19 protein-coding genes are annotated in these 18,513 nt (G+C 68.8%); 8 read left to right on the forward strand and 11 right to left on the reverse strand.

Annotated features, from left to right (window positions below; translation table 11 throughout):
• Nucleotides 1-183 precede the first annotated feature (183 nt).
• The 3 genes from ACFVWL_RS00700 to ACFVWL_RS00710 are packed head-to-tail and all read left to right on the forward strand — an operon-like array spanning nucleotide 184 to nucleotide 4,163.
• Nucleotides 184-1,638, forward strand: a complete 1,455-nt coding sequence (locus ACFVWL_RS00700) for an APC family permease (RefSeq protein WP_387177370.1) — start codon at nucleotides 184-186, stop codon at nucleotides 1,636-1,638.
• A 40-nt stretch (nucleotides 1,639-1,678) separates the two neighbouring features.
• A complete protein-coding gene (locus ACFVWL_RS00705) occupies nucleotides 1,679-2,518 on the forward strand; it encodes a molybdenum cofactor biosynthesis F family protein (protein WP_387177371.1) in 840 nt (279 codons plus the stop codon).
• A gap of 1 nt (nucleotide 2,519) precedes the next feature.
• Nucleotides 2,520-4,163, forward strand: coding sequence for an amidohydrolase (locus ACFVWL_RS00710; RefSeq protein ID WP_387177373.1), 1,644 nt, complete (start codon nucleotides 2,520-2,522; stop codon nucleotides 4,161-4,163).
• A 48-nt stretch (nucleotides 4,164-4,211) separates the two neighbouring features.
• Here the strand turns inward: ACFVWL_RS00710 and ACFVWL_RS00715 are convergent, their stop codons facing one another.
• The 3 genes from ACFVWL_RS00715 to ACFVWL_RS00725 all read right to left on the reverse strand — a co-directional run bounded on the left by ACFVWL_RS00715 (nucleotide 4,212) and on the right by ACFVWL_RS00725 (nucleotide 8,893).
• Nucleotides 4,212-5,675: a GMC family oxidoreductase gene (locus ACFVWL_RS00715; RefSeq protein WP_387177375.1), complete on the reverse strand. Its 1,464-nt coding sequence runs from the start codon at nucleotides 5,673-5,675 to the stop codon at nucleotides 4,212-4,214.
• A 3-nt stretch (nucleotides 5,676-5,678) separates the two neighbouring features.
• Nucleotides 5,679-7,118 (reverse strand): aldehyde dehydrogenase family protein, encoded by a 1,440-nt coding sequence (locus ACFVWL_RS00720; protein ID WP_387177377.1) that lies wholly within the window; start codon nucleotides 7,116-7,118, stop codon nucleotides 5,679-5,681.
• A 338-nt stretch (nucleotides 7,119-7,456) separates the two neighbouring features.
• On the reverse strand, nucleotides 7,457-8,893 hold the full coding sequence (locus ACFVWL_RS00725) for a DUF222 domain-containing protein (protein ID WP_387177379.1): 1,437 nt from the start codon (nucleotides 8,891-8,893) through the stop codon (nucleotides 7,457-7,459).
• Nucleotides 8,894-9,101: 208 nt separating this feature from the next.
• Here ACFVWL_RS00725 and ACFVWL_RS00730 point away from each other — a divergent pair, with 208 nt between their 5' ends.
• From ACFVWL_RS00730 to ACFVWL_RS00740, 3 genes are all read left to right on the forward strand, one after another.
• The gene (locus ACFVWL_RS00730; protein ID WP_387177381.1) at nucleotides 9,102-9,470 is read left to right on the forward strand and encodes a DMT family transporter; all 369 of its coding nucleotides are present in this window, start codon (nucleotides 9,102-9,104) and stop codon (nucleotides 9,468-9,470) included.
• Nucleotides 9,467-9,790 (forward strand): DMT family transporter, encoded by a 324-nt coding sequence (locus ACFVWL_RS00735; RefSeq protein WP_387177383.1) that lies wholly within the window; start codon nucleotides 9,467-9,469, stop codon nucleotides 9,788-9,790. The genes ACFVWL_RS00730 and ACFVWL_RS00735 overlap by 4 nt, the downstream gene beginning before the upstream one ends.
• A 65-nt stretch (nucleotides 9,791-9,855) precedes the next feature.
• Complete coding sequence (locus tag ACFVWL_RS00740) at nucleotides 9,856-10,263, forward strand: hypothetical protein (RefSeq protein ID WP_387177385.1); 408 nt, start codon at nucleotides 9,856-9,858, stop codon at nucleotides 10,261-10,263.
• Between the two features lie 29 nt (nucleotides 10,264-10,292).
• Here ACFVWL_RS00740 and ACFVWL_RS00745 read toward each other — a convergent pair whose 3' ends face one another.
• From ACFVWL_RS00745 to ACFVWL_RS00775, 7 genes are all read right to left on the reverse strand, one after another.
• Nucleotides 10,293-10,517, reverse strand: coding sequence for a hypothetical protein (locus ACFVWL_RS00745; RefSeq protein ID WP_387177386.1), 225 nt, complete (start codon nucleotides 10,515-10,517; stop codon nucleotides 10,293-10,295).
• Between the two features lie 47 nt (nucleotides 10,518-10,564).
• A complete protein-coding gene (locus ACFVWL_RS00750) occupies nucleotides 10,565-11,239 on the reverse strand; it encodes a hypothetical protein (protein WP_387177388.1) in 675 nt (224 codons plus the stop codon).
• A 65-nt stretch (nucleotides 11,240-11,304) separates the two neighbouring features.
• Nucleotides 11,305-11,574, reverse strand: coding sequence for a hypothetical protein (locus ACFVWL_RS00755; RefSeq protein WP_387177390.1), 270 nt, complete (start codon nucleotides 11,572-11,574; stop codon nucleotides 11,305-11,307).
• Nucleotides 11,571-12,056, reverse strand: a complete 486-nt coding sequence (locus ACFVWL_RS00760) for a hypothetical protein (protein ID WP_387177392.1) — start codon at nucleotides 12,054-12,056, stop codon at nucleotides 11,571-11,573. Before ACFVWL_RS00760 ends, ACFVWL_RS00755 begins: the two co-directional genes overlap by 4 nt.
• Nucleotides 12,057-12,067: 11 nt before the next feature.
• Nucleotides 12,068-12,733 carry an SDR family oxidoreductase gene (locus ACFVWL_RS00765; RefSeq protein WP_387177394.1) on the reverse strand — a complete coding sequence of 222 codons (666 nt, stop codon included), beginning with the start codon at nucleotides 12,731-12,733 and terminating at the stop codon, nucleotides 12,068-12,070.
• Between the two features lie 96 nt (nucleotides 12,734-12,829).
• Complete coding sequence (gene murQ / locus ACFVWL_RS00770; RefSeq protein ID WP_387177396.1) at nucleotides 12,830-13,765, reverse strand: N-acetylmuramic acid 6-phosphate etherase; 936 nt, start codon at nucleotides 13,763-13,765, stop codon at nucleotides 12,830-12,832.
• Nucleotides 13,755-14,648 carry a BadF/BadG/BcrA/BcrD ATPase family protein gene (locus ACFVWL_RS00775; RefSeq protein ID WP_387177398.1) on the reverse strand — a complete coding sequence of 298 codons (894 nt, stop codon included), beginning with the start codon at nucleotides 14,646-14,648 and terminating at the stop codon, nucleotides 13,755-13,757. Before ACFVWL_RS00775 ends, murQ begins: the two co-directional genes overlap by 11 nt.
• A 147-nt stretch (nucleotides 14,649-14,795) precedes the next feature.
• On the opposite strand from ACFVWL_RS00775, the gene ACFVWL_RS00780 reads away from it, so the two are divergent.
• Together ACFVWL_RS00780 and ACFVWL_RS00785 are read left to right on the forward strand one after the other, a co-directional pair.
• A complete protein-coding gene (locus ACFVWL_RS00780; protein WP_387177399.1) occupies nucleotides 14,796-15,653 on the forward strand; it encodes a MurR/RpiR family transcriptional regulator in 858 nt (285 codons plus the stop codon).
• A gap of 80 nt (nucleotides 15,654-15,733) precedes the next feature.
• Nucleotides 15,734-17,296 carry a serine hydrolase domain-containing protein gene (locus ACFVWL_RS00785; RefSeq protein ID WP_387177401.1) on the forward strand — a complete coding sequence of 521 codons (1,563 nt, stop codon included), beginning with the start codon at nucleotides 15,734-15,736 and terminating at the stop codon, nucleotides 17,294-17,296.
• A gap of 99 nt (nucleotides 17,297-17,395) precedes the next feature.
• Here ACFVWL_RS00785 and ACFVWL_RS00790 read toward each other — a convergent pair whose 3' ends face one another.
• Complete coding sequence (locus ACFVWL_RS00790) at nucleotides 17,396-18,511, reverse strand: substrate-binding domain-containing protein (RefSeq protein ID WP_387177403.1); 1,116 nt, start codon at nucleotides 18,509-18,511, stop codon at nucleotides 17,396-17,398.
• Between the last annotated feature and the right edge of the window lie 2 nt (nucleotides 18,512-18,513).

Below are 18,513 nucleotides of genomic sequence, written 5' to 3' on the forward strand. Positions count from 1 at the left end.
CGGTCATCCTCCACCCCCTCATCGGCACCGCGAACCCTCGCCGACCGGCTGTGCACGGTGACACCACCGTCCTTCGCTCAGGGTCAAGCGCCACTGCGGCGGCGCGAGCAGACTCGCTCTATCGACGATTCCCCTCGTCGTCGATGCCGTGTCCGCACGGCCGTCACCAGCAAAGGAGCCGACGTGGCAGACCCGACATCTGCGTCCACGACGCAGAACCACACCTCCCTCCGTCCGGGCGCTCTCGGCGTCGCCGGCATCGTCTTCCTCGTCCTCGCCGCGGTCGCACCGTTGACCGGCATCGTGGTGGTGGCCTCGCTGGCCATCGCCCTCGGCAACGGCGGCGGCACACCGATGTCGTTCTTCCTGGTGGCGGGGATCCTGCTGCTCTTCGCGATCGGCTATGCGCAGATGTCGAAGCAGCTGGTCAATGCCGGCGGTTTCTACGCCTTCGTGGTGAAGGGGCTCGGGCGCACCGGAGGCCTGATCGCCGGTCTGATCGCCACGCTGGGCTACAACTTCTTCGTGGTCGGCACGATCGGCACGAGCGGCTTCTTCATGCAGACGATCATCCGCGACCTCACCGGCTTCGACGTGAACTGGCTGGTGTGGGGACTGCTGTCGATCGTGGTGTGCTTCGTCCTCGCCCGGATCGGCGTCGACTTCAGCTCGAAGGTTCTGGGTGTCTGCCTGGTGCTCGAGGTGCTCATGCTGGTCGTCTTCGACATCTCCGTGCTCGTGCAGACCGGCTACGACCTGGCGGCGTTCAGCCCCGAGGCGGTGTTCTCCGGGTCGTTGCCGATCGGCCTGCTGCTGGCGGCGACCGGCTTCCTCGGCTTCGAGGCCACCGCGCTGTTCAGTGAGGAGGCGAAGCAGCCGCTGCGCACGATCCCGCGAGCCACCTACACCTCGATCATCGCGATCGGGGTGATCCTCGGCGTCACCACGTGGGCCGTCGTCAGCGCAACGGGTGTCGCGCAGGCACAGGCCACCGCCCTCGAGCATCTGCCGACCGGTGACCTGATCTTCTCGATCTCGCAGCAGTACCTCGGCGGTCCGCTGACGACCGTGATGATGATCCTGCTCCTGGTGAGCCTGTTCGCGGCGATGCTGGCGTTCCACAACTCGGCCACCCGCTACCTCTACTCGCTGGGGCGCGCGAAGATCCTCCCGCAGGCACTCGCTCGCACCCGCGCGAACGGCGCCCCGCAGCTCGCCGGCATCGTGCAGGCCGGATTCGCGGGCATCGTCGCGATCATCTTCGCGATCGCCGGCGCCGATCCGATCCTCACCCTCGTGCCGGCGATGCTCGGCTTCGGCACCCTGAGCGTGCTGATCCTGCAGGGCCTCGCGGCCATCTCGATCGTCGTGTACTTCCGCCGTCGCCACGATCCGCGGTGGTGGAGCACCTTCATCGCCCCCGGCATCGGATTCCTCGGCATCGCCGCGATCTCGATCCTCGCCATCGTGAACTTCAACATCGTGGCGGGGTCCGAAGAGCTCGCGATCCGGCTGATGCCGCTGCTGCTGGTGCTCGCCCTCATCGGCGGCATCGTCTACGGCGCCTATCTCCGCCGCTCCAGGCCGGCCGTGTACGAGGGCCTCGCCACCGACCTCGAGAAGTTCAGCGACCGCTGACCTCCCCGCCCCCTCACCGACATAAGGAACCACGAAGATCATGACGACGCTGAACCCCGCCGACACCTCCACCTGGCTGCCGCTGGAGGGCCTCGCCCCCGGCTTCGACGCCAACAAGGCTCCGCACAGCACCGCCCTCAGCGGCCGCGAGATCACGGTCGTCGACGGCCGCGGCACCCGTATCGTCCACCGGTTCACCGACACCGCCGTGACCTGGGAGTACCAGCCCGGCACGGAGGACGCGACGGAAGCGGCGTCCGACACCGACGACTACGAAGCGTTCGAAGTCGATCAGGACCTGTACTTCGTGCAGTTCCACCACCGATACCTGCCGAACGAGGCCGTCTCGCTGATCATCGACCTGCGACTCGGCCGCGCGCTCGCTGTGCTCTCCGAGATCCTCGCCGCTCCCGAGAAGGGGCGCACCCGCGTGCAGCACCACTTCGCACCGAGCGTGATCGAGGGCGCCGAGGTCACAGGCACCGAGGCCGCACCGACGACGACGCTGATCGGGCGCCGCGTGGAGTGGGTCTACAGCACCGAGCACGCCTACGAGCACGTGTACCTCTCGCCGCGGTGGTACTCGTGGCAATGCCTTGCCGGCCCCGAGCGCGGCCTCGCCGACACCGACGAGAACAGCGTCTGGGAGGTGCGACCGGGCATCTACGTGTTCGCCTGGCGCGAGAAGGTCATCCCGTGCGCCTCGGTGACGATCGCCGATCATCGCGACGTGAACGCGATCCGCTCGCACGGAGTGCTGTTCGGCCTCGACGAAAGCGGCGAGGTGCCCACGCACTTCACCTTCGGTGCGCACGGTCGACTGCTCTCCACCACGCGGCACACGCCGGAGCTCGAGCCCGCGACGTTCGGCGACGCCTGACATGAGCGACGTCGCCGACCTCATCGTCACCGGATCCGTGATCCGCACCGCCGACCGGGCGAACCCGATCGTCGAGGCCTTCGCGGTCCGCGACGGCCGGATCCTCGCGGTCGGGTCGCGCGCTGACCTCGAGTCGTTCCGCGGACGCCGGACGCAGCTGCTCGAGGTCGGCGACGCCGCGGTGTACCCCGGTTTCGTCGATGTGCACAATCACCATGCCCTCGCCGGGCGCACCGAGCTGTTCGAGCTGTCGCTGGCGCCCTCGCTCACGCTCGACGAGATCCTCGACCGGGTGCGCGAGAAAGCGGCCACCCTGCCGACGGATGCATGGATCGTGGGCGGAGCGATCGCCACGACGTTGCTGCCGTCGCTCGCGAACACCGCGAGCCGACGGCTGCTCGATGACGCGGCCGGGGGCCGTCCGGTGGTCCTCATGGAGGACTCACGACACAACCGGTGGGCGAACACCCGGGCGCTGGAGCTCGCGGGAATCACTGCGGACAGCATCCCCGAGGCGGGCGTCACGCTGCTCGATCCCGATGACGGCACCCCCACGGGCGTGCTGTTGGAGGCGGCGGGTATACCGGTGCAGGAGGCGTACGACCGCAGCGGCGGACTCACCCCCGCGCAGCACGCTGCCGCGTCGCGCCGCGGCGTCGAGATCCTCAACTCCTTCGGGATCACGGCGTTCCAGGATGCGGGCGTGTCCGTCGAGATCCTCCAAGCCCTGGCCGAACTCGACCGCGCCGACGAGCTCGATGCCTGGGTCGTGTCATCGTTGCTGATCAATGACGAGATCTTCGGCTTCGACCCGATCGGCGAGCCGCTGCTCGAACGCGGCGAGGAGTTCCGCACCGCGCACCACCGCCCGGACTTCGTGAAGATCTTCCTCGACGGTGTCCCGCCCGCTCGCACCGCGTCGTTCCTCGAGCCCTATCTCGCGGATGCCGCGCACGGCGCGCACTTCCACGGCGAGACCACGATGACCCTCGATGACCTCACCGCGTGGCTCCGCTCCGTGGCACGGCGAGGTCTCGGCGCCAAGGTGCACTGCACGGGCGACGGCTCCGCACGCCTCGTGCTCGACGCGGCCGAGCAGCTGCGCGAGGAGGGCTTCACCGCCCCGATCCAGATCGCGCACGGCCAGTTCCTGGCCGAGTCCGACATCCCGCGGCTGGGGGCGCTCGACGTCTCCGCCGACATCTCGCCGTTCATCTGGTATCCGGGTGTCATCCCGCAGGCGCTGGCCGAGGTTCTCGGAGAGCGTGCGGAGCGCTCGCAGCCGAACCGGGCGCTGCTCGACGCGGGCGCCCGAGTCGCCGGCGGCTCTGACTGGCCGGTGAGCGAGTCGCCGAACACCCTCGAAGGCCTGCAGGGACTCGTGACGAGGGCCGATCCGCTCGGCCGTGCACCCGGCACCCTCTGGCCCGCGCAGGCGATCACCGCCGAGGAGGCGCTGGAGGTCTTCACGATCAACGCCGCCACCGCGATGGGCCTCGGCGCCGAGACCGGTTCACTGACCCCCGGCAAATCGGCGGACTTCGTCGTTCTGGCCCGCGACGCGATCGCCGGCCCTGCCGATGACATCGTGCACACCGAGGTCGTGTCGACGTGGTTCGCCGGGCGTCGCGTGCACGGCGACTGAACGGACGATGCGTCGACACCGGAACAGTCCGGGAGCAGCCGTCGTCCCTCAGCCCTCGAGCACGAAGCGCGCGCCGCGCTCACCGATCATCGCCGCCGGGGCATTGGTGTTGCCGGTGGGTACGGTCGGCATGACCGACGCGTCGATCACACGCAGGCCCTCGACACCGTGGACGCGCAGCCGCGGATCGACCACGGCATCCGCATCGGTCCCCATACGGCAGGTGCCGACCTGGTGGTGGTAGGTGATCGCGGTGCGGCGCACCCAGTCCTCGACTCCGGATTCGGACACGTCGGGACCCGGATAGACCTCGACGGCACCCCACTCCTCGGCGAGGGCCGGGCGTGCTCCGATCCGGCGGCACTGACGCACGGATGCGGCGAGCGAGTCGACGTCACGGTCGTCTTCGAGCGCCGCCAGATCGATGGCCGGCAGGTCCGCGAGCCCCGTCCCGGTCAGACGAAGCGCCCCTCGGCTGTGCGGCGTCACGAGGCCGGCCATGAGTGTGAAGCCGTCGTCTCCACGCGGCTCGAGCTCGCCCCACATGGGCACCGAGAAGTTGATCGGCTGCGTGTCGGGCTCGGTGAGATCGTCGCGGCTGCGCCAGAAGAGGTGAGTCTGCGTCACGGAGACGCCCGGCTGCGGAGGCCCGATCGGTCGCTGCGTGCGGAAGATCACCGGCGAAAGGAGGTGGTCGTGGAGGTTCTGCCCGACACCGGGCGAATCCTGCACGACCGGGATGCCGAGAGCGGTGAGGTCGGCTGCCGGCCCGATACCCGAGCGGAGGAGGATCACGGGCGAGCCGATGGCACCGGCCGAGAGGATGACCTCGTCGGCGCGCAGCTCCTCGGAGTCGCTCCCCTCCCCCAACCGCACGCCGATCGCGCGTCCGTCGCTCACGATGACCGAGTGGACTTCGCGTCCCGTGCGGATCGTCAGGTTCTCTGCGACGGGCTGCGCATATGCCGTCCAGGTGTTGACCCGGCGCCCGTCTCGCATGGTCACCTGCTCCTGGGAGACTCCGTCGAGTGCACCCGCGTTGTAGTCCCGGTTGTGCGGCAGCCCTTCCTGCACCGCGGCGTCGATGATCGATGCCTGGATCGGCGAGAGCGGGTAGTCGTCGGTGACCGGCAGCAGGTCGTTCTCGATGGCGTCGTAGACGGGCTCGACCTCGGCCCAGCCCCAGCCGTGTGCGCCGCCGCGCTCCCACGCGTCGTAGTCGGAAGCGGCTCCGCGCACCCAGATCATGGCGTTGAGAGCGTGCGATCCCCCGGTCACCTTGCCGCGCGGCAGGTGCAGCCGACGGCCGCCCGCGTGCTCCTGGGGGACGGTGAAGTAGTCCCAGTCCTCTGCGGAGTGCCAGAGCTCGCCCGCGCGGGAGGGGTCGTGGATGGCCGGGTTCGTGTCATACCCGCCGGCTTCGACGAGCGTCACGGCGACACCGGCGTCTGCAAGGCGTCGCGCGACGATCGCTCCTGAGGTGCCGGCTCCGACCACGATGGCAGAGCGCACGGGTCAGCCCTTCCGGCCTGGACCCGAGACGACCTGGGTGACGGCGACGGATTTGAGTCCCTCGACGCCGAACTCCAGCCCGTAGCCCGAGCTCTTCACCCCGCCGAACGGCACCATCGGGTGCAGTCCGCCATGGGAGTTGATCCACACCGTGCCGGACTGCATCCGAGAGGCCGCGTCACGCGCCGCCTCCGGGTCGCTCGACCAGACCGAGGCACCGAGGCCGACGTCGAGGGAGTTCGCCCAGGTGAAGGCCTCATCGACGTCGCTGTACCGGATCACGGGCAGTGCGGGGCCGAACTGCTCCTCCCGCACGAGCGCCGCGTCGTTGTCGATGTCGGCGACGATGGTGGGTCGATAGAAGAGTTCGCCGAGTTCGGGGGCGGACTCGCCACCGGTGACGATGCGCGCGCCGCGGCTCCTGGCATCGTCGACGAGCCGGCTGACGATGTCGAACTGTGCGCGGTTCTGCAGCGGCCCCAGCACGTTGTTCTCGTCGAGTCCGTTGCCCATCGGCACGGAGCCGGCGATCGCGGCCAGTGCGTCGACGACCTCGTCGTACACGGAGTCGTGCACGTACAGGCGCTTCATCGCGGCGCAGGTCTGTCCGGTGTTGATGAAGGCACCCCAGAAGAGGTCTTCGGCGATCGCCGCGGCGTCGGTGCCGGGAAGCACGATGCCGGCGTCGTTGCCGCCGAGTTCGAGCGTCAGACGAGCGAGGTTGCCGGCCGAACTCTCGATGATGCGGCGTCCGGTCGCGGTCGAACCGGTGAACATGATCTTGGCGATGTCGGGGTGCGAGGCGAGTCGGGCGCCGACCTCGCGGTCGCCGGAGAGGCCGATCAAGACGTCGGCCGGCAGCACCTCGTTGATCACGGCGATCATCGCGAGCACGCTCAACGGCGTGTACTCGCTCGGCTTCGCCACGACGGTGTTGCCCATCCGCAGGGACGGGCCGATCTGCCAGATGCTGATCATGAGCGGCCAGTTCCATGGGCCGATGGCGCCGACCACCCCGGCCGCCTTGTAGACGAGCTCGGCGTGCAGGGCCTCGTCATCGACCAGCACCTGCGGCTCGATCACCGTGGTGGCGTTGGTGCGCAGCCAGGCGGAACACGCGCCGAGCTCGAAGCGGGCATTGGGACCGTTGAGGGGCTTCCCCTGCTCGCGGGAGAGCAGGTGCGCGAGGGCTTCGGCATTGGCGTCGATGGCATCAGCCGCGGCGAGAAGAAGCGCGCTCCGCTTCTCGTGACCCAGGGCCTCCCACCCCGGTTGGGCGCTTTTCGCTCGGGCGATCGCATCGTCGAGGTCGGCGACCGATGCCACGGGGGCGCGGCCGATCACCTCGCGGGTCGCGGCATCCGGGATGTCCCGGCCTGCGCCTTCCGGCGCCTGGATGCGGTCGAGCAGCGCTGCAGCTGCGGAAGCGGCGGAATCGGACATCGGGACTCTCCTTCGAGCGTGGCGCGGCCAGCGACAGTCGAGAAGCTGGTCGTCTTCTCATTGTCGACGGCCGTCCGTCGCCGCACTTGTCGCGGAGTGCGCCGCAGATGTCCGAGTGCGAAGGATGACATGATCCGGTTGGCCGCCGAGCCGCAGGCCGGTGCCGAGCCGCAGGCCGGTGCCGAGCCGCAGGCCGGTGCCGAGCCGCAGGCCGGTGCCGAGCCGCAGGCCGGTGCCGAGCCGCAGGCCGGTGCCGAGCCGCAGGCCGGTGCCATGTGCCGGGTGAAGCCGATCGCCGCGATGGCGCGAGCCTCCGACGCCCTCATACCGCGGTACCCTCAGGCGGCGATGTCGAAGCGTGCGCGACCGCCGAGCCTCGGGGCCTGCTCAGGGTCGACATATCGCGGCGGGATGAACCACACCCGGGCCCCGCCCCCACTTCCACTTCCACTTCCACTTCCGCTCCCGGTCCCGGTCCCGGCAACGCTCCCGGCCCCGGTCGCGCTCCCACTCCCGCTCGCGGTCCGGCTCCCGGCAGCGTCGATGCGGATCTCCCACCCGTTGTCGTGGATGCGATGGTGACAGGTCTCGCACAGCAGCACTCCGTTGGAGAGATCGGTCGGCCCGTGATCGCGTTTCCACCAGCGGATGTGATGCGCCTTCGTCATCTCCGGCGGCAACCCGCACATCGCACATCCCCCATCCCGCTCCACCAATGCCAGGCGTTGCGCCCGGGTGAACAACCGCTTCTCCCGACCCCAGTCGAGAATCTCACTGTCCCCGCCGAGAACACAGGGGATCACCCCGCCCCCAGCCGCCATCCGCCGCGCCACCCCGACACTGACCGGCTGATCGACACCGTCCACGGTCGCCGATCCGGTGCCGGCTTCCAGGTCGTCGAGGTCCATCCGCACGATCACGGTCGCTCCGGCCACCGGAACCCGCCGCTCGCACCCGAGCACGTGCGCACAGAACACGGCGAGAGCATCGGCCTGGATCATCGGCACCGTCCGCCGATCGGCATCGGGAGCATCCCCATCGGGAGCGTCCTTCCGCGCGGCGAACACCGCCGTCACGAACCCCCGGATCGCCGTCACCACAGGCGCCGCGGTCTCCACATCGAGCACCGCGTTCAGATGCACCATGCCATCACGCTCGAACAGCGACAACGCCCGCTTGCCACGCCGCTCTTCCTCCTTCGGCTCCAACCCATCCGGGTCGAGCCATGCTTCCACCCGGACCACGAGCTTGCGCACATCATCAAGCGCGAGCCCTGCCGCCTTCTCCGCCAGCATCCGCTCCCCCTCGGCGACGCGATCCACCCCCGCGGCAACCCGGCACCGATCGAGCGCCGCGATGATCAACGCCGCCGCCGGAGCACCCAGCGCACCCGCATCCAGCGCCGCACTCACCAACGGATACTTCGCCGGCAGACGCGCCCCCAGAAGATCACTCCGCGGGGCCGTCGCCTCACCCACCTTGACCAGACGCGACGCATCACCCGTCGACACCCCCGTGGCGGCCGCGATCAACGTCGCCGGGTTACGAAAACCCTGCTGCTTCGCCAGACCCTCCACACCGAGCTCCGGACGCGACTCCCGAGCAATACACGCCGCCACCGAGACATGCACCGCGTCCAACCGACGCCGCAACACCCCGATCGACTCACTCACCGCAACCAGCTGCTCCCGCGACAGCTCTCCCGAGTCACCCGCATCCGACCACGCCTCATCGAGACGGGACATCGCCTCGTGCAACGCGGTCAGTTTCGACATACTTGATTTTACCGCGAGCCAGTCGAACATTCGAAGTTTTGTTCGACCCCATGCCGGGATATCAGCCGCGCTTCTCTGCCCTTCTCCCGCTCCTGAAACGAGCCCGTACCGCGCACGCGACCGCGTGTAGAGCACTCCGCACTCGCCGTGGGAATCCTGCACGCCGCCCTCGCGTTCTCCTTCTCGGACCCTCCACGAAAGGCCCCCGATGACAGATCGCCCTCGCCGTTCGGCTTGGCCGCCCCTGCTGGTCGCGATCGCGCTGGAGGTCACCGCGACCCTCTCGCTGCGTGCGGCCGAGGGGTTCACGCATCCCCTCTGGCTGATCGTCGTGGTTCTGGGCTATTCCGGCTCGCTGTGGCTGCTGTCGGTCGTGCTCGATCGCGGGATGCCCGTCGGAGTGGCGTACGGCATCTGGTCGGCGATCGGAGTCGTGCTCACCGCTGTGCTCGGCACCGTGTTGTTCGGCGAACTGCTGGGGCCGGTGCAGATCATCGGCGTCGGCGTGATCGTGGTCGGCGTGCTGCTCGTCGAACTCGGTTCCCACACGCGCGAGGCGACGGAGATCACCCCATGACCTGGCTGCTCCTCTCCCTCGCGATCGCCAGCGAGGTCACCGCGACGTTGAGTCTGCGCGCATCCGAGGGGCTGCGCCGTCGCCGTTGGATCCCCGTGATCGTCGTCGGCTACCTCGCGGCATTCACACTGCTCGGCACGATCCTGGCGCTGGGAATGCCGGTGGGCGTCGCCTACGGAATCTGGGCCGCCGCCGGCGTCGCACTGACCGCCGTGCTGGGACGGGTCATCTTCAAAGACCATTTCTCGGCCATGATGGCCGTCGGTGTCGCGCTCATCGCCGTCGGGGTGGGGATGATCGAGTTCGGCGGCGGGCACTGATCGCCGCGGTGATCAGTACCCGCCCGTGCGATGGGCTCCACGAGGTCATCGCCTAGGATCCGAGTGTGTCCGACCTCGCCGCTCGATTCCCGATCGGCTCCGCCGTTCGCGCCGTACGATTTCCGACAACCACGGCGGTCTTGCGGTCGCTGGGCGGCACGCGTCTGACGGCGGAGTTCGTGGTCCTCGTCGATTCCGGTCAGGTGCGACTCATCGGCTGGCGTCGATCAGACTCCCTCTGGGACTTTCCCACTGCGGATGTCGTCGCCGTTTCGTGCGCGGAGACCAGCACTTCCCCGCCGTACCCCCAGGTCGGACTCGCGATCGTTCTCACTCTCCGGACAGGAGCCGGCTACGTCGACCTGCCGATCGTGCCGGTCTCCGACGACGGCAAGCGGTCGTTGACGTGGCAGGACGGCGAGGTGCGGGGCTTGGCTCATCGACTCTCGACGGCGATCGAGATCACGCGCTGAGCGAGCGCAGACCCGCGTGCGGGTGTTCCTCACGCACGGAGAACCGCCGCTTTCGCCGCGTTCACGAGTTCCGTGTAGTTCGGCATCAACGGCTCGACCAGCTTCGTCTCGAGTTGCGATTCCAGGTCCCGCAGCACGCGCTGCTCCGCCTCATCGACGACGAGCTCTTTCGCATCGGCCGCAGCCGCGAGCCACTCGAAGAGCACCAGCGCCTCGGCGGATGTCAGCCGCAGTTCGACGTTCACGTCCGTCATGTCCACTCCTTCGCGACGTTCCCGGCGACGGGACGCCGCCCAGAAGCCTAGCGGGCGTCCCGATTCGACCGCGCACGCAGCAGTTCGACGACTTCACGAGTCTCGGACTCACTCGGTCCGCGCAGCACAGAACCGCTCTTCGGCATGATCGTGAAGGCGATCGCCTCCCCCGCGTTCAGCTCGACGACCGGCATCGCGTACGTCATGCTCGTGGGCTCACGGAGCCGCACGTCTCGTATCTCGACGAAGGAGATGATTCGCTGCTCGTGCGGTGCCCCGATTCCCGACGACGCACGGCGGAAGTCGATCTCCATGCGGTCGTCCCAGACGAGCACGAACCCCCACTTCGCGGAATCCGCCGCAGTTCCCGACTCATCGAGAAACTCCATCTGCAGGAACGTGAACCTCGCTGCCGCCGTCCGGAGACGCGCGGCCACGGACGCGCCCCGCACCACCGGGACTCCGCGGAAGGCTGCGATCAGCGCGGCGATGAGCAGCAGGACTCCCGAGACGCCCGGGATGATCGCATTCGGCCACGGTGCCACGTTGAGCGCCAGAGCGAGGAGACACACGACCCCGCAAAGGCTCGCCGCGCCGACCTGGAGATTGCGGCCGATCGTCGTGAGCTGCCCGACCGGCGCGATGAGGCTAGCGCTCCCCGGCAGAGTGGCTCCTCGCGCATGGCTCGCTGGTATCAGCTCTCCCGCGGCATCCGATGGCACACAGACACCATATCCGGCGCGGCCTCCTGCGCCCTCGCCCACGAGAAGTCGCGCCCGTCGGCCATTCAAGTTCGGATCCGGCGCTCCTTTCGTGACATCGGCCTCTCCGATGCCTCCACCTGACCGTGCAGCTCAGTGTCGCGCATCACGTCGCTTTCCGCTTGACGGCGGGCGTTCTGCGCGACGATCAGCATTTCGACAAGCTGAGGGATCAACAGAACGACGAAGAAGGCGGCGAGCGAGAAGAGCTTCGTCTCCCAGGGATAGGGCGGAACCAGGGTGACGACCGCGACAAGCGGCAAGATCAACAGGACGCGGACGAGGTAGGTCTTCACGAACTCTCGGAACATCGCCCAGAGCCCTTCTCAACCGCATTCATCTCGCCCCTCTTCTCGGGGAGATCCTCATCGCCGCCAAGTGTCTCGTCGCCATTCGTCGCCCACACTCGGACTGTCCCGACCGAATCGACCCACAACACCCCGCCGTCGATGTCCCGTAGCGGTGAGCCTCTCATGTCGTGAAGCTGGGCGTGGTCGAACACCAACGTCCAGGCGTTGTCTCGGCGAGCGATGTCCTTTGCTTTACGACGGGCCCTGTGCCCGCGGAGAAGGATGATCGCGAGACTTCCGGCCGCAGTCGCTGCGATGATGACGGTGGCGCCGGCAGACATCGGGACAGTCGAATACACCCCGACGAACGGGAGCGGAATGGCCAGCACGACGAGCCCGCACACCAGCCACGAGCAGTAGTCCACGAGGTACAGCTGAGGAGTCAGCCCTCTCACCCCTGCAGCCTGCCGTCGCTCAGATTCTCCCATCGCCGCGCCTCTCAGTACTGCGCCGAGAACGCGCCGTCGGACTTCAAGAGCTGCCCGGAGATCCACCGGCCCTCGTCCGACACGAGGAACTCCACCACCGCAGCCACATCCGCCGGCTGACCGAGGCGGCCGAGAGGCGTCATCCCCGCCAGTCCCGTGCGCGTCTCGTCGTCCATCCAGCCGGTGTCGATCGGCCCGGGGTTCAGCACGTTCGCGGATATCCCTCGGGTTCCGAGCTCGCGCGCGGCGGAGATGACGAGCCGGTCGAGCGCACCCTTCGACGCACCGTACGGGAGGTTGCCTGTCACGTGGTCGCTGGTGAGCGCGAGGATCACTCCTCCGTCGTCGCCGACCTGCCGCGCGAACGCCGCGATCAGCAGCAGACTCGCCCGCGCGTTGACGGCCACGTGCAGGTCGAAGCTCTCGGCCGTGGTGTCGAGGATGCCCGACTGCACGTCGTGCGCGTGGCTCAGGATGAGGGCGGTGATCGGTCCGTGTGCGGCGTTCACCTCGGCGATCAGCGCCTCGGGACCTTCGGGCGTCGACAGGTCGGCCGGGTGGTCGGTGTCGTGCAGGTCGCTGGTGACGACGGTCCAGCCGGCCGCACGCAGTCGAGGGACGATACCGGCGGCGATGCTGTCGGCGCGGGCAGCACCGGTGATCAGAGCGAGGGGCATGCCGCCACGCTATCGGAACGCAGACGCCACCTCAGGAGGCGAGGCAGGTCAGGGCGGCGCCGGCGAATCGACCGCGAGGAGGGGGAAGCGACGTTGTCAGACGAGTGCGGCGATCGCGTCGCGCAGGATCCCGTCGGCCTCGTCGAGGGCGGATGCCGCGTCCTCGGGCGTCGCGTCGGCCGCGAGCATCAGCAGCGCGAGCTTGACCGAGCCATCCGCCACCTGCAGAGCTGCAGCCGCCTGGTCGGTGTCGACGCCGGCGAGCTGCGACACCGTGCGGATCGAGCGCGCATGGAGCTTCTCGTTCGTGGCCAGCAGATCGACCATGACGCCACGATACGTCTTGCCGAGGTTGATCATCGACAGCGTCGTCAGCATGTTCACGACGAGCTTCTGCGCCGTCCCCGACTTGAGGCGCGTGGAGCCGGAGATGAACTCGGGGCCGGTGACGACCTCGATCGCGACCTCCGCAACCGCACCGATGTCGGAACCGGCGTTCGAGGCGATCGCCGCGGTGAAGGCACCGACGCTGCGGGCGTAGGTCAGCCCTCCCACGACGTAGGGCGTGCGGCCGGAGGCGGAGATGCCGACCACCGTGTCCCTTTCCGAGAGCCCGAGTTCACGCAGCGACACCTCGGCCGCGGCATCGTCGTCTTCGGCATTCTCCACGGCGGAGCGGATGGCGGTCTCGCCACCCGCGATCAGGCCGACCACCATCGAGGGATCCGTGCCGAAGGTCGGCGGGCACTCACTCGCATCCAGAACGCCGATGCGCCCGGCCGTGCCCGCGCCGATGTAGATGAGGCGGCCGCCGCGGCGGAACCGCTCCGTGATGCCGTCGACCACGATGGCGATCTCCTCCGCCCGCTCGGCGACGGCCTCCGGCACCCGCCGGTCCTCCGCGTTCATGCGTCGCACGAGCTCGGCGGTGCCCAGCAGGTCGAGGTCGCCGCGATCGGTCGTCGAGGCCTCGGTGTCGAGGCGCTCGAGCACGGAGAGGAGGGCGGCCAGGCGGGAGTCGTCATTCGGCACGGTGGACGAACCTTTCATGGGGGAGGTCGGTGCGGCGTGCGAGGAGCAGCGCACCGTCGAAGGCATCGCCGCGCGCGGGTACGACCCGGCGACCGGCTGCCTGCAGCGAGGAGGTCAGGTACGCGCGGAACCACGCGTGGTCGGTGAGACCGCCGTGGAGCACGACATCGGCGGTGAGCGCAGAAGCCGCAGTGGCCGTCGCCGTGAGCAGCTGTGCACCCTCGGCCACGATCTCCGCCGCGACGGCATCGCCGGCCTGCGCGGCATCGAGGACGAGTGGGGCGAGGGTCGCGAGGTGACGCGGAAGCGGTTCGCTGCGCGCGAGCCAGGCCTGGATGTCCGTGGGCGCGCCGACGGGTTCGGCGATCGCCGCGGTGAGAGACGTACTCGGAGCCAGCCCGTCGCTCGCGCGCAGCACGGCGCGCAGCGCCTCGCGCCCGAACCATGACCCGCTGCCGAAGTCGCCGAGTTCCGGACCCCAGCCGTCGACGAGGCGTGCGCCGTCGGCGTCGATGCCGAGCGCCACAGCACCGGTTCCCGCGATGAGGAGCACTCCGGCCGCGCCGTCGAGTGCACCTGCGTGGGCGGTGACCACATCGGAGGCGACGGCCACTGCGGCACCGCTCGCGGCCGCCAGCCGCGAAGAGAGCTCCTGCCCCGCAGCCGGCGCCATCCAGGCACCGGCCGCCCCGACACCGATCAGTTCGGGTCGATCATCCCTGAGAAGCGGGAGGATCGCATCGAGCGCACTGTCCACCCCGCCCGCGGCGGCGAGCCCCGGCGCTCCGATGCCCGCACGCTCGACCCGCCCGTCGGCGTCGGTCATGACCACACGGCACCGCGACTTGCCGAGATCGACGGATGCGGCCGTGGACGCGCTCATCGGCTCTCCTCGTGTCGGCGGAAAAAGTCTGTGAAAAGAGACTACATGGGAAGTAGACTCTGCAAAAAGAATTTACAGCGAACGCGAATCCACAGCGAACCCGAATCCACACCGAACCCGAATCCACACCGAGCCGATGGAGGAACGATGAGCATCCAGTCGACGATCGAGGCTGCGGCCTCCACGCTGACCCCGTCGCTGGCCCGCATCGCCCTGGTCGTGCGCGAGAACCCCTCCCTCGTGATCGACAACACGATCAACGAGCTGGCTGCGGAATGCGACACCTCCGTCGCGTCGGTCGTGCGTTTCTGTCGCGCGATCGGCTTCAGCGGCTATGCCCCGCTGCGGATGGCCCTGGCGACCGAGCTCGGCAAAGAGGCCGCGCAGTTCTCGGCCCGCGGTGCATTCGGCTCGGAGATCTCCGACGACGACACCCTGCAGGAAGCGGTGTCGAAACTCGCGGCACTCGAACTGCTCGCGATCGAGGAGACGGTCGCCCGCCTCGACTTCGACGTGCTCGACGCCGCGATCGACGCGATCGACGGCGCCGACCGCATCCTGCTCTACGGCATCGGGGCGAGTCAGTTCGTGGCGGAGGATCTCGCGCACAAGCTGCTCCGGGTGGGCCGCAACGCCCACGTTCTCGGCGATCCCCACGAAGCGGTTGCCGCCACGGTGCTGCAGGCGGGCCCGACCGTCGCGATCGGCTTCTCGCACGCCGGCGCCACGGTCGAGACCGTACGCTTCCTCCAGACCGCCCGCACGAACGGCGCGGCGACGATCGCGGTGACGTCGGCGAAGGACTCCCCCCTCGCCCGCGCCGCCGACCACGCCCTGTTCACCGAAGTGCGCGAATCGGCCTTCCGCGCCGGTGCCATGGTGAGCCGCATCGCGCAGCTGGCGCTCGTCGACTGCCTCTTCGTCGGAGTGGCCAAGCGACGGTTCGGCGAGACAGTCGATGCCCTGCGGCGCACGCACGAGGCGATGCGGGCTCTTCGCGACTGAGTGTCGCAACGACCAAACCCCTGCTCTGATCTTGCACCGTGCGACAAGACGGCGGGCACGTACGACGCGAGACTCGCACCATGAACCACGACGCGCTCACCCGACTCGCCACCAACGCCGCAGACGACGCGGGCCCCGGGGTCGTCATCGGCATCTATCGAGGCGGCGAGCTCACCGACCACGCCGCATCCGGAATGGCATCCGTCGAACTCCGCTCCCCGGTCGACGTCCGCACCCGCTTCGACATCGCCTCCATGAGCAAGCAGTTCACAGCCACCGCGGCGCTGCTGCTCGCGCGCGACGGACGGATATCGCTCGACGACGACATCCGCACCCACCTGCCCGAACTGCGGCTGGCGAATGCCGTCACCATCGCACAGTGCCTTCAACACACCGGAGGACTGCGCGAATGGCTGCAGCTGACAGCCATCACCGGGCGCTCACTGACCAGGATCACGCAGGCCCAGACCCTGGAGTTCGTGGCCGGGCTGATCGACCTCGACACCGAACCCGGCACCGCGTTCTCCTACTCGAACACCGGATATGTGCTCATCGCCTCGCTCGTGCACCGCCTCACCGGTCACACCCTCGGCGAGTTCACGGCCGATCGCCTCTTCGCCCCCTTGGGCATGCGGCGCACGCTGTTCCGCGAAGACAGTCGCGCCGTGCTCCCGGATCTGGCATACGGGTACTCCGCCTCCGAGGGCGCACTCCTGCGCGCCGACTCCGAGGAGTGCGCGGTCGGTGACGGCGGGCTCGTCACCAGCGTGAGCGACCTCGCCCCGTGGTTCCGCTTCCTGCGCGACGGCGACGTGATCGGCCGGGACATCCGAGATGCGCTCATCCACACTCGGCCGACGCGCCGGGACGGCACTCTCGCCCCCTACGCCCTCGGCATCTCCCATGCCGCCATCGGCGGCATCCCGATGATCGGTCACGCCGGAGCCGTGGCGGGCTACCGCTCCCAGCTGCTGTATCTGCCCGATCTCGATCTGGGCGTCGCGGTGCTCACCAACAGCTCCGGCGTGGATGCGGGTGCGGTCGCCGCGGCCACCGCGCGTCTCGCCGCCGACATCCCGGAGGAGATCACACCCGGAGCCGTCGACGGGCGGCACCTCGCTCCCGCCCTCGCGGACTGGTGGATCCTCCCCGGGGACGACGAGTGGATCCGCACCGAGGCTCTCCCGGACGGCGCGCTGCGGATGACCGGGCTCCAGAGCGGACGCTTCACCCTCGCCGCCGATGGCCGCTGGTACTCGGACGACCGGGAGACCGGGCTGCGGCTGCTCTTCGACGCCGACCGTGTCGAGGTCGGCATGGCGTTCAGGCCCGGTCGCGAGCTGTCCTTCCGGCGATGCACCGGCCCCGAGGATGGACTGCCGATTCCCGCGGGCGTGTACCTCAGCTCCGAGTTGGGAACGCTGGCGACCATTCGGCAGGACGGTGGCTTCCGCCTCGGCCTCGAGCTCACCGGCGTGCTGCAACCAGGACCGGACGGCACTTTCCGTGCAGGCCCCGCCGCGCTGCGCGCCGACGGCGACGACCTGCAAGTCAGCCTCCTCGGGGCGAGACGGGTGCGCTTCCTCCGACAGCCGGATGAGACGACTGCCGTCGGAATGCCCCGCGGGCTCGACACGCCCTGACGTCGGATGCGGGCTGGCACGAACGAACGAGCCGCCCCGACCCGAAGGTCGGAGCGGCTCGCCGTGCCGCGACGAGACTGTCGCGGGAGATGCTGAGTGTTACTGGTACGACTTGACGATCTCGAGGAGGCTCGGAACGTTGGCGTAGGCCTCGGCTGCGTTCTCCTTGGTGACGATGATCGGGTCGAGCAGGTACGACGGGACGACCTTCTTGCCGTTGTCGTACTGCTCGGTGTCGTTGACGTCGACCTCGTCGCCCTTCTGGAGCTGGCCGACCATCTTGATGGCCTGCTCCACCAGCAGCGTGGTGTCCTTGTTGATCGTGGAGTACTGGATGCCCTCCATGATCGACTTGACCGACTCGACCTCGGAGTCCTGACCCGTGACGACCGGAACCGGCTTGCCTGCTCCCTGCACCGAGGTGATGATGGCGCGGGCGAGCGTGTCGTTCGGGGACAAGACGCCGTCGAGCGTCTCGGAACCGTACGAGGAGGTCAGCAGCGAGTCCATACGGCGCTGCGCGTTCTCCGGCTTCCAGCCCTCGGTCGCGGTCTGCGCGATCTCGGTCTGGCCGGAGACGACATTCAGCGTCCCGTCATCGATCTTCGGCTGGAGGACATCCATGGCGCCGTTGAAGAACACGGGTGCGTTGGCGTCGTCCGGCGAGCCCGAGAACAGCTCGATGTTGTACGGCGCCTCGTGACCTGCGCGCTCGGCGAGGCCGTCGAGGAGCGCCTGGCCCTGCAGCTGACCGACCTTGAAGTTGTCGAAGGCGACGTAGTAGTCGACGGCCTCGGTGTTCTCGATCAGACGGTCGTACGCGATGACGGTGACGCCGGCGTCGCGGGCTGCCTCGACCTGCGTCGACAGCTGCTTGCCGTCCTTCGCACCGATGATGATGACCTTGGCGCCACCGGTGACCATCGCCTGGATCTGGTTCTGCTGCTCGGCGACCGTGTTGCTCGCCGGCGCGTACTGCACGTCGGCCTTGAAACCGGCCTCCTTCAGGCCGTCGGTGAACAGCTGACCGGCGAGAACCCAGTTCTCGGAGGTCTTGTCCGGAAGGGCGACGCCGATCGTGGCGTCGGCCGCGAAGCCCTTGGCCTCGTCCCCCGATCCGGAACCGGTGTCACCGCCACGCTCCGAAGAGCAGCCGGTGAGGGCGAAGGCGCCCGCGACGACAAGCGCTGTCGCCGACAGAAGAATCTTCTTCATGT

Origin of the sequence: Microbacterium sp. NPDC058269 (assembly GCF_042881445.1) — a bacterium.
Taxonomy (GTDB): domain Bacteria; phylum Actinomycetota; class Actinomycetes; order Actinomycetales; family Microbacteriaceae; genus Microbacterium.